This is a genomic window from Rhodococcus sp. CH91, from assembly GCF_022554085.1.
Lineage (GTDB): Bacteria > Actinomycetota > Actinomycetes > Mycobacteriales > Mycobacteriaceae > Rhodococcus.
This window is the reverse complement of the sequence record NZ_JAKFYR010000011.1, coordinates 171,687-182,279: the sequence shown is the minus strand read 5'-3', so window position 1 is coordinate 182,279 and position 10,593 is coordinate 171,687. Positions and strand designations below refer to the sequence as shown.

The 10,593-nt window shown below is 69.2% G+C and carries 9 protein-coding genes; 7 read left to right on the top strand and 2 right to left on the bottom strand.

Annotated features, from left to right (window positions below; all coding sequences use genetic code 11):
- Positions 1 to 275: 275 nt before the first annotated feature.
- Both serB and MOM01_RS19610 read left to right on the top strand, forming a co-directional pair.
- Positions 276 to 1,505, top strand: a complete 1,230-nt coding sequence (gene serB, locus MOM01_RS19615; protein WP_241387101.1) for a phosphoserine phosphatase SerB — start codon at positions 276 to 278, stop codon at positions 1,503 to 1,505.
- 31 nt (positions 1,506 to 1,536) lie between these two features.
- Positions 1,537 to 2,304 (top strand): peptidyl-tRNA hydrolase, encoded by a 768-nt coding sequence (locus MOM01_RS19610; RefSeq protein ID WP_241387116.1) that lies wholly within the window; start codon positions 1,537 to 1,539, stop codon positions 2,302 to 2,304.
- Positions 2,305 to 2,319: 15 nt separating this feature from the next.
- On the opposite strand, the gene glgX is transcribed toward MOM01_RS19610, so the two are convergent.
- Positions 2,320 to 4,476, bottom strand: coding sequence for a glycogen debranching protein GlgX (glgX, locus tag MOM01_RS19605; protein ID WP_374112336.1), 2,157 nt, complete (start codon positions 4,474 to 4,476; stop codon positions 2,320 to 2,322).
- 43 nt (positions 4,477 to 4,519) lie between these two features.
- Between glgX and MOM01_RS19600 the strand changes: the two genes are divergently transcribed.
- The 5 genes from MOM01_RS19600 to MOM01_RS19580 are packed head-to-tail and all read left to right on the top strand — an operon-like array spanning position 4,520 to position 9,209.
- Positions 4,520 to 5,350, top strand: a complete 831-nt coding sequence (locus tag MOM01_RS19600) for an ABC transporter ATP-binding protein (protein WP_241387100.1) — start codon at positions 4,520 to 4,522, stop codon at positions 5,348 to 5,350.
- Positions 5,351 to 5,393: 43 nt separating this feature from the next.
- Complete coding sequence (locus MOM01_RS19595) at positions 5,394 to 6,230, top strand: NUDIX hydrolase (protein ID WP_241387099.1); 837 nt, start codon at positions 5,394 to 5,396, stop codon at positions 6,228 to 6,230.
- A gap of 10 nt (positions 6,231 to 6,240) precedes the next feature.
- Positions 6,241 to 7,020: an enoyl-CoA hydratase-related protein gene (locus tag MOM01_RS19590; protein ID WP_241387098.1), complete on the top strand. Its 780-nt coding sequence runs from the start codon at positions 6,241 to 6,243 to the stop codon at positions 7,018 to 7,020.
- Positions 7,021 to 7,073: 53 nt separating this feature from the next.
- Complete coding sequence (locus MOM01_RS19585) at positions 7,074 to 8,051, top strand: class I SAM-dependent methyltransferase (RefSeq protein ID WP_241387097.1); 978 nt, start codon at positions 7,074 to 7,076, stop codon at positions 8,049 to 8,051.
- A complete protein-coding gene (locus tag MOM01_RS19580; protein WP_241387096.1) occupies positions 8,052 to 9,209 on the top strand; it encodes a THUMP-like domain-containing protein in 1,158 nt (385 codons plus the stop codon). It begins immediately after the preceding gene.
- Here the strand turns inward: MOM01_RS19580 and MOM01_RS19575 are convergent.
- Positions 9,201 to 10,517 carry an outer membrane protein assembly factor BamB family protein gene (locus MOM01_RS19575; RefSeq protein WP_241387095.1) on the bottom strand — a complete coding sequence of 439 codons (1,317 nt, stop codon included), beginning with the start codon at positions 10,515 to 10,517 and terminating at the stop codon, positions 9,201 to 9,203. The two genes, MOM01_RS19580 and MOM01_RS19575, sit on opposite strands and share 9 nt — an antisense overlap.
- Between the last annotated feature and the right edge of the window lie 76 nt (positions 10,518 to 10,593).

Below are 10,593 nucleotides of genomic sequence, written 5' to 3'. Positions count from 1 at the left end.
GATGCGTGCCGAGGCCCATGTGGGTCCGGGCAGCGACAAGCACAACGTGAACGTCCTCGAGGGTGCCGACCGTACCCCCGGCGACCAGCCGCGCGCCTGAGCCGCAGATCGACGATCGACCGAAGCCCTACCCGACTGCCGGGTAGGGCTTCGGCCGTTTCGCAAGCCCGGACCCGCGGGTGGGCGGGAGGTCCCGACCTGCAACAATGGGACGGATGAGCCGGTACGCGCGTGCGTCCGTGTGTACCTCGACAAGACAAGTGATCGGAGACGTAGTGGCGTCTGACAGCACGGTTCTGGTGACCGTGACCGGACCTGACCATCCCGGCGTGACCTCGGTGCTGTTCGCAGCGCTGACGCGTCACGACGTCGACCTCCTCGACGTGGAGCAGGTCGTGATCCGCGGGCGGCTCACCCTCGGCGTCCTTGTCGTCTGCCCCAACGATGTCGAAGCGCTGCAGGACGAGGTCGAGTCCGCGATGGCCACCATCGGGATGCACGCGGACGTCCAGATCGGTGCGGAGCGCGGTGCGCGCACCGTCTCGACCCACGCCGTCGTCGTACTCGGCAGCCCGATCAGTGCCCGGGCACTGAGGTCGGTCGGCCGCACACTCGCAGCGCAGGGCGCGAACATCGACTCGATCCGCGGTATCGCCGACTACCCGCTCACCGGTCTCGAACTGATGATCACCGCTTCCGACACGGGTGCCGAGGCCGATGCCGCACTGCGGCACGCCCTCGTCGAACTGGCCGCGGGCCTCGACGTGGACATCGCGGTCGAGCGTGGCGGTCTCGCCCGTCGCTCCAAGCGCCTGATCGTCTTCGACGTCGACTCCACTCTCATTCAGGGTGAGGTGATCGAGATGCTGGCGGCGCACGCCGGCGTGGAGGACAAGGTCCGCGAGGTCACCGAAGCCGCCATGCGCGGGGAGATCGACTTCGCGCAGTCGCTGGAACAACGCGTCGCCACCCTTGCCGGACTCCCGGCCACCGTGATCGACGAGGTCTCGGAACAGCTCGAACTCACCCCCGGGGCGCGAACGACCATCCGGACTCTGCGCCGGCTCGGTTTCCGCTGTGGCGTCGTCTCGGGCGGTTTCCGTCAGGTGATCGATCCGCTCGCCCACGAACTCGAGCTGGACTTCGTCCGCGCCAACACTCTCGAGATCGTCGACGGCAAGCTCACCGGCCGGGTGGTCGGCGACATCGTCGACCGTGCGGCGAAGGCGCGCGCCCTGCGCGAGTTCGCCGTCGAGACGGGCGTGCCGGTGGAGCAGACCGTAGCGGTGGGAGACGGCGCGAACGACATCGACATGCTCGCGGCAGCAGGACTGGGTATCGCCTTCAACGCGAAGCCTGCGCTGCGCGAGGTCGCGGACACCGCCCTGTCGTATCCCTACCTCGATGCGGTGCTCTTCGTCCTCGGCGTCACGCGCGAGGAGATCGAGGCCGCCGACCGAGTCGACGGAACCCTGCGTCGAGTTCCGATCGATCGTGGTGCCTGAACCGCATTCCGCGTCCGCCGAGGCGACCGGTGTGCCGGTCGTCGATCCGGCCTCGGACCCGCTCTTCGGCGAGCGTCACGGCGTGCTCGCCCGCGGATACGGCCACCGGCCCGACCCGGACGACCCCGCGAAGGTGCAGGCGATGCCCATCGTGCTGCACATTCCGAAGGCGGAACCACCGGCTCGCAGTGCACTGCTGGAGGCAGCGGCGACGGCCACCGTCGCACTGTGCCTCGACCCGAGGGTCGGCCCGGGACCGGACGGTGAACCGGGTCCGTGGCAGGAACCCTTTCTCGCCTGGAACGACGCGCGTATCCGGAAGGTCGCGCGCCGCGCGCGGGGAGCCCACTGGCGTGCCGCTCAGGAGGTCGACGGGGTCACCGTCGAACACGCGGGCGCCCAGGCCCGCGCGCTCGTGCCCGGCCCCGTCGGGGACTTGGATCCGCGCATCGCCCGGTTGCAGATCGGCGGTACCGACCTGCCGCACGACGCGCCACCCGAACCGGCACCCGGCGTGCCCGTCTTCTGGGTGCAGAAGAATCTCGGGATGACCGTCGGCAAGGCCGCTGCCCAGGTCGGTCACGCCGCCATGCTGTTCGCCGGTGCGCTCGACGTCGACGCCGCACGTGAATGGGCGAAGGCCGGTTTCCCCTGTGCCGTCCGCGACGCGGACGAGGCGGCCTGGGACGCTCTGCTCGCCCGCGTCGAGTCCGGTTCGGCGGTCGCGGTCCGCGACGCGGGCTTCACCGAGGTCGCGCCGGGATCGGTCACGGTCGTCGCCGTCCGGGGCGAGTCGTAGCAGGAGCGGGTTCGGCTATCGGCTGCGTTCGTCGTCGGCGATCCGGTAGATCAGCACCGTGGGGCCGTCGAGCGGACGCGCGCTTCCCACGCGGAGCGGAGTGGTGTCGGCGGGGCGGCCGTCGGGAACGCTCGAATCGAACACGCACACCACGTCGCCGCGGTACCACTCCGGGCCGGCCAGGGTCACCGTCGCGGCGCCTCCGGAATGCAGGACGAACAGGCCGCTGCTGTCCTCGAGGGTGATGCCGGTGCGGGTGACAGTGCCGAGTTGCGAGCCGTCGACCCAGGCCTGGAGCGTGCGACGGCTGTCGTCGTGCCACGCCCGGTCGTCGAGTTCGACTCCCTCGACGCCGAACCACACCAGATCGGGGTAGCCCACCGACCGGGCGCGGCCGTCGAAGAAGCGCCGCTGCCGCAGGACGGGCACGCGCGTGCGCAGGCGGAGCAGTTCCCGTACGTAGTCGGTGAGTGTGCGGTCGGCGTGCTCCCAGTCCAGCGGCCAGGCGTCGCGCACCGGTACGTCCTCCGGTACGCAGTAGGCGTTGTTGTTGCCGTGCTGCGTGTGCCCGAACTCGTCGCCGGCGAGCAGCATCGGGGTGCCCGTCGACAACAGCAGTGTCGCCAGCATCGCCCGCACGTGGCGGTCGCGGGCGGCCCGGACACGAGGATCGTCGGTCGGGCCTTCCACGCCGTGGTTGACCGATTCGTTGTTGTTCGACCCGTCGCGTCCCTCCTCGCCGTTCGCGTCGTTGTGTTTGCGTTCGTACGACACTGCGTCGGCGAGGGTGAATCCGTCGTGGGCGGTGACGAAGTTGACCGACATCCACGGCTGCCGGATGTTCCGGTCGTAGAGATCCTCCGAGCCGGTCAGTCGTGAGGCGACCTCGCGGATCCCGGACCGCCCCGCCCAGTACCGCCGCACGGTGTCGCGGTAGCGGTCGTTCCATTCCGCCCACTGTGTCCCGAAGTTGCCGAGCTGATAACCGTGGGCGGTCGCGTCCCACGGCTCCGCGACGAGTTTGACGTCGCACAGGATCGGGTCGGTGACGATCGCGGTCAGCAGCGCGGCCCGGGGATCGAAGGGGCCCCCGTGCGGGCGGGCGAGGGCGCTCGCCAGGTCGAAGCGGAATCCGTCCACGCCCATCACGTCCGCCCAGTAGCGGAGGCTGTCGCACACCATGCGCACCGCGATCGGGGACGACGCGTCGACGGTGTTGCCGCATCCCGTCAGATCCACGTCCCGCCCATGTCCGTCGAGCAGGTAGTAGCCGGGTGCGTCGAGTCCCCGCCACGACAGGCTCGGCCCGTCCACCGAGGCTTCGCACGTGTGGTTGTAGACCACGTCGAGCAACACCTCGAGGCCGGCGGTGTGGAAGGCGTCGACCATCGTGCGGAACTCGGCGATCTCGTTGCCCTCCGTCACGGCGTACGCGGGGTGCGGTGCGAAATACGAGGCGGTCGAATAACCCCAGTGGTTGCGCATCCCACGCGCCCGTACCGACGGCTCGGTCACGAACGCCTGCACGGGCAGCAACTCGACGGTCGTGACTCCCAGACCGACCAGATGGTCGATCACCGCAGGATGGGCGAGTCCGAGATAGGTGCCACGCAGTTCCGGCGGCACGAGCGGATGGCGGGCCGTGTACGAACCGACGTGCAGTTCGTAGACGACGGTGTTCTCCCATGGGACACGTGGCTTGGAATGCATCGGCGTCAGGGCGGGTGTCACCACGGACAGGGGAGTGTGGCCGAGCGAATCGAGGGTGGACATCGCGCCGAACGGATCTCCGTCGTGGGCGAGTAGCCGGCTCGGTTCGTCCACCCGTCCGACGATCTGCCGTGCCCATGGATCGAGCAGGATCTTGTGCGGATTCGTGCGGAGACCCCGTTCGGGGCGCCACGGACCGTACGCGCGGTAGCCGTACCGCTGACCCGCTCCCACCTGGGGAACGATCCCGTGCCAGACCCCGTACGTCCGATCGGGTAGGTCCACGCGACGCTCGTGTCCGTCGTCGTCCACGAGGCACACCTGGACGCGGTCGCTGTGCGGAGCGTGGACGGCGAATCGTGTCCCGCCGTCCACCGGAGCGGGACCGAGGGGGAACGCCGCCCGGTCCGGCAGTGCGACCGTGGTGGTGACGACAACGGGTTCGGGTGTGGAAGACGACACGGGAACCGATCCTGCCGCGTTTCGGGCTCGGACGTAAGACAAGATGGACGTCGTGGCACAACCTGATCCCGATCTGCTCATCGAATTCGACGACGTAATGGTGCGACGCGGCGGAAACGTCCTCGTCGGCCCCGTGACCTGGAAGGTGGAACTCGACGAACGCTGGGTGGTCCTCGGACCCAACGGCGCCGGGAAGACGACCCTCCTGCGGGTCGCGGCTGCCGAGACCTTTCCGACCTCGGGTACCGCGCACGTGCTCGCCGAGACCTTCGGCCGGACCGATCTGTCCGAGTTGCGACCTCGGATCGGATTGTCTTCGGCGGCATTGGCCAGTCGGGTGCCGAACGACGAGAAGGTCACCGACCTGGTGCTCTCGGCGGGTTACGGCGTGCTGGGACGCTGGCGCGAGCAGTACGACGACATCGACACGACCCGCGCGGTGGAGATGCTCGAGAGCCTCGGAGCGGAACATCTCGCCGATCGCCGGTACGGGACGTTGTCGGAAGGCGAGCGCAAGCGTGTCCTCATCGCCCGGGCGCTGATGACCGACCCGGAACTGCTGCTCCTCGACGAACCGGCGGCGGGTCTGGACCTCGGCGGCCGTGAGGAACTCGTGGCGCGGCTCGGCACGCTCGCCGCCGATCCGGACGCCCCTGCGATCGTGCTCGTCACCCACCATGTCGAGGAGATTCCGCCCGGTTTCACGCACGCGATGCTCCTGAAGGAGGGTGGGGTCGTGGCGCAGGGTCTGCTCGACGACGTGATCACCGCCGAGAACCTCAGTGCCGCCTTCAGCCAGTCGATCTCGCTGGACAAGGTCGACGACCGGTTCTTCGCGCGCCGCACGCGGCAGCCGGGACGACACCGGAGATAACTCCGGCTCGGGCGGTGCTCGGGCCATCGGTTAGGTTGAGGCCATGGCCAACGATCGCTCGGCATCCTCCTTCGATCCGACCGCGGTACCCATCCGCGACGCGTCCACCGTGATGCTCGTGCAGGACTCGCCGCGCGGGGTGGAGGTGTTCCTCCAGCGCCGCGTCGTCGGTATGGACTTCGCCGGTGGCATGACCGTATTCCCCGGCGGCGGTGTCGATCCGTCCGACACCGACGCCGAGGTGCGGTGGACCGGGCCTGAGGTGTCCTGGTGGGCAGAGAAGTTCGCCGTCGGTGAGGACCGGGCGCGCGCGTTGGTGCTCGCCGCGGTGCGCGAGACCTTCGAGGAATGCGGCGTTCTGCTGGCCGGGCCCAGCCCGGATACCGTCGTGGCCGACACCACCGAGTACGCGCAGGCGCGGCGCTTGCTCGAGGCGCGGGAACTGTCCTTCGGTGACTTCCTGGAACGGGAGGACCTCGTGTTGCGCGCGGATCTGCTGCGGCCGCAGGCGAACTGGATCACTCCGCTGGGGGAGCGCCGCCGCTACGACACGCATTTCTTCGTCGCCGCCGTCCCTCAGGGGCAGCGGGCGGACGGAAATACCAGTGAGACCGATCTGGTGCAGTGGCAGACCGCGGACGAGGCCCTCGCCGACTGGCGGTCGGGGCGTTGCATTCTGCTGCCGCCCACGTGGAGTCAGCTGTCGATCCTGTCGGGGTTCGGCACGGTCGCCGACATCATGAGGGCCGATCCGGTCATCGAACCGGTCCTGCCCGTGATGAGCCGCCGCGACGACGGAGCGATCCACATCGCGTTCGACGGCGACGAGGCCTACTACGAGGCAGGTACTCATCCGTGGGCCCGGCGTTCCGACATCTAGGCTGAACGCCATGGCTGAATTCGTGACCCTCGAGGTCTCCGACGGGATCGGCACCATCCGTCTGGACCGCCCGCCGATGAACGCTCTGAACCGTCAGCTTCAGGAGGAGATCAGAGAGGCTGCGCGCCAGGCGACGGTGCGAGCCGACGTGAAGGCGGTGATCGTCTACGGCGGCGAGAAGGTCTTCGCAGCCGGCGCCGACATCAAGGAACTGGCCGAACTCGACTTCGTGCGGATGAGCGAGATCGCCGGCGACCTGCAGTCGGCTCTCGGATCGATCGCCGACATCCCCAAGCCCACTGTCGCCGCGATCACCGGTTACGCGCTCGGTGGGGGTCTCGAACTGGCGCTCGGTGCCGACCGCCGCATCGTCGGCGACAACGTCAAGCTGGGGACGCCCGAGATCCTGCTCGGCATCATTCCCGGTGGCGGGGGCACGCAGCGGCTGGCCCGGCTCGTCGGTCCGGCGAAGGCGAAGGACATCGTGTTCACCGGCCGTTTCGTCGGTGCCGAAGAGGCGCTGACCATCGGACTGGTCGACGAGGTCGTCGCGCCGGACGACGTCTACGAGGCGGCGCGCCGCTGGGCCGGGCAGTTCACCGGGGCGGCCTCGCGGGCACTGGCCGCGGCGAAGGCTGCGATCGACCAGGGGCTCGACACGGATCTGGACACGGGGCTGAAGATCGAGCAGCACGTTTTCGCCGCCCTGTTCGCCACGAAGGACCGCACGATCGGCCTCGAGTCGTTCCTGGAGAACGGGCCGGGCAAGGCGACGTTCGTCGGCGAGTGACATCGGCCGGCACCTGTACTTGTCCACAGCTTACCGATGAGTAGGATCACCGCATGACTGCCAGCAGGACCGACGGGGTCGACCCCGCGCCGAATCCGCACGCCACGGCCGAAGAGGTCGCGGCAGCCCTCGAGGACACCAAGCTCGCCCAGGTTCTCTACCACGACTGGGAAGCCGAGACGTACGACGAGAAGTGGTCCATCTCGTACGACGAGCGCTGCATCGACTACGCCAAGGGCCGGTTCGTCGCCGCTGCGGGCGACCAGCCCCTGCCCTACGAGCGCGCTCTCGAACTCGGTTGCGGCACCGGCTTCTTCCTCCTCAATCTCATGCAGGGTGGGGTCGCGAAGAGCGGGTCGGTCACCGATCTGTCGCCCGGCATGGTGAAGGTCGCGCTGCGCAACGCCGAGAATCTCGGTCTCGACGTCGACGGCCGCGTCGCCGACGCCGAAACCATTCCCTACGAGGACAACACCTTCGACCTCGTGGTCGGACATGCTGTGCTGCATCACATCCCGGACGTCGAGCAGTCTCTCCGCGAGGTGTTGCGCGTGCTGAAGCCCGGTGGCCGGTTCGTCTTCGCCGGTGAACCCAGCACGATCGGCAACGCCTATGCGCGCCTGCTCGGCCGGGTCACCTGGGAGGCCACGACCAATATCACCCGGCTGCCCTTCTTGCGCGACTGGCGTCGTCCGCAGACCGAACTCGACGAGTCCTCCCGGGCGGCCGCCCTCGAGGCCGTCGTCGACCTGCACACCTTCGACCCCTCGGATCTCGAGAACCTGGCCTCGTCGGCCGGTGCCGTCGAGGTTAAAGCGTCGAGTGAGGAATTCGCCGCGGCGCTGCTCGGCTGGCCGGTGCGTACCTTCGAGGCCGCGGTGCCGCAGGAGAAGCTCGGCTGGAACTGGGCGAAGTTCGCCTTCGGTGGATGGAAGACGTTGAGCTGGCTGGACGAGAACGTGCTCAAGCACGTCGTTCCCCGCAGCTTCTTCTACAACGTCATGATCACCGGTGTGAAGCCCGGTAAGTAGTTGGGCTACGACTTCACCCTCGCCGACGTCGAGTATCTGACGTCGGACGACGGCCGCGACGCGCTCGCGCGGGTCGCCGGCCGGGAACTGACGACGCGTACGCGCCTCGCCGACATCGGCTGGGCGCGTACGCATTTCGGTGATCGTGCCGCGATGCTGGTCGAAACGGTCATGTTGCGTCGCAGAGCGGAGGCGAAGATCGGCGGGGCCTCGGCGTGGATCTTCACCGACGACGCTCTGCAGCAGTCGACCCCCACACAGGTCGCGGCCCACCGGGCCCACCGACTACGCGGACGGGTCGTACACGACGTGACGTGCTCGATCGGTGCCGAACTCGCCGCACTCGTCGGGGTGGCCGACACCGTGATCGGCAGCGATCTCGACGAGGTGCGACTGGCGATGGCAGGGCACAACGTCCCCGGCGCGCACCTGCTGCGCGCCGATGCCCTGCGCCCCGTGACGAGAGGCACCACGGTGATCGCCGACCCTGCCCGCCGAGCAGGGGGCCGGCGTACCCACGACCCCGCCGCGCTGCAACCGCCTCTGCCCGACCTTCTCGATGTCTACGAAGGCCGGGATCTGGCCGTGAAGTGCGCGCCCGGGCTGGATTTCGATTCGCTCGACTGGGCCGGCGAAGTGGAGATCGTCTCGCTCGACGGGGGAGTCCGTGAAGCGTGCCTCTACTCGCCGGGCCTGAGCAGTCCGGACGTGCGTCGCCGGGCGACGGTACTGCGTTCGGACGGCACCGGTTTCGAGGTCACCGACGCAGTCGACGACGACATCCCCGAGCGTGAGCCCGGGGAGTGGATCGTCGATCCGGACGGAGCGATCGTCCGTGCCGGTCTCGTCCGCCACTACGCGGCGGAGCACGGACTGTGGCAACTCGACCCGCGGATCGCCTATCTCACCGGCGACCGCCTCCCCGAGGGAGTACGGGGCTTCCGCATCGTCGAGCGGCTCAAATACAGCGAGAAGGCGCTGCGTCAGGCGCTCGCACGCCGTGATTGCGGCGCGGTCGAGATCCTCGTACGCGGGGTCGACATCGACCCGGCGGTCGTGCGTCCCCGGCTCAAGTTACGCGGATCGGCCTCTCTCAGCGTGGTCGTCACCCGGATCGGCCGGACCGCGGAAGCGTTCGTCTGTACACCCTCACACTGAGTCGGGTGCACGCAGCACCGTCACGTCGCCGTCCACCGTGGTGATCACGAACTCCCCGTCCGGACCGATTCCGGTCCCGACCGGCAGGCCGGGGGAGGGCTCGAGCGGTTCCTCGTCGACCGTCCGCCCGTCCGCGACGTCGAACACCGTCGCGACGAGCCCTTCCTCGCCGTCGACGACGACATAGGCCAGCCCGTCCGCGGTCACCGCCGGGGCGCCGTACGGGCGGAGGTCCGCGCGTTCCCACACCGTCTCGACGCTGTCGCCGTTGTCGCGTAACGCCGTCGTCGCGGCACTGCCGTCCGCCGACGCGAGCAGCAGCAATCCGTCTGCGGTGACGCTGGGACCGGTGGCGACAGGACCTGCCGTCTCGTGGCTCCAGCGGGGCTGCCCGGTCGACGCATCCAGCGCCCACAGCGTGCCCTCCCCGTCGTGGACGTAGACGGTGGAACGGTCCCCGGAGAGGACCGGACTCGTCACGGCGCCACCCGGGAGATCGGTCGCGGACCATTCCTCGCGCACCCCGGCGCCGTCGCCTGCGGTGTACCGCAGTGCCACCAGTGCGGATCGGTCCGAGCCCGGGCGCCATACGGTGACGAAGATGCGATCCGTGGCGGTGTCGACGGCCGGAGTGGTGGCCACCGGGCAGTCCTCCGAACCCCCGAAACAGGCCGGCAGGCCGTGGTCGCTCGCGAGTCGGGGGACGTTCTGCCCGTCGCCCAGGGTGGGTATCGGCACGAGATCGAACAGGGGCGCCTCGAGCTGTCCCGTCTGCGGGTCGACGACGTTGACCTGCCCGAAATGAGTGACCACCAGCAGGTTTCCATCGGAGGTGAACTGTGCGCTGCGCGGGGTGCCGCTCACGGGGATGCGCCAGCGGCGTTGGCCGTGCTCGTTGAACGACAGCAGCCCGCCGTCCTCACCGACGTAGATGTTGGCGACCGCGTCGGAGACGGGGGTGACGGTCGCGACGGCGGGCGCGAGCCGTGTGCACCAGCGCTTGCGGCCCGTATCCATCTGGAAGGAGAACAGATTGCAGCCGGACTCCGTCGCTGCGGTCACGGAGATCTGACCGTTGGCCGCGATCCCGGCCGGAGAGCCCACCGCGCCGCCCAACGGCCGCGTCCAGGCGTCCGCGAGGTTCTCGACGCCGTCGGCGGTCGCGGTGTTGCTGTTGCGGGCATCGGAGTGGCGCCCCGGCCACCCGCCCGCCGACAACACGTCGTCGGTGTCGGCGCCGGTGCCGCACGCGCTCAGCGCGAAGACCACCGTCAGCGCCGGCACCGCGGTCCGCAGGACACCCCGCATCACTCAACTCCTCCACAGGCGAACGATTCGACGTGTCAGCGTATCGGGCCGGGGCGCGTGTACCGCGACGGAGGCG

Bases quoted from the DNA above. Each gene is read 5' to 3' on its own strand.
- MOM01_RS19600 (WP_241387100.1), top strand. From the start codon at position 4,520: ATGGACGTCGTGGCACAACCTGATCCCGATCTGCTCATCGAATTCGAC.
- MOM01_RS19595 (WP_241387099.1), top strand. From the start codon at position 5,394: ATGGCCAACGATCGCTCGGCATCCTCCTTCGATCCGACCGCGGTACCC.
- MOM01_RS19590 (WP_241387098.1), top strand. From the start codon at position 6,241: ATGGCTGAATTCGTGACCCTCGAGGTCTCCGACGGGATCGGCACCATC.
- MOM01_RS19585 (WP_241387097.1), top strand. From the start codon at position 7,074: ATGACTGCCAGCAGGACCGACGGGGTCGACCCCGCGCCGAATCCGCAC.
- MOM01_RS19575 (WP_241387095.1), bottom strand. From the start codon at position 10,517: ATGCGGGGTGTCCTGCGGACCGCGGTGCCGGCGCTGACGGTGGTCTTC.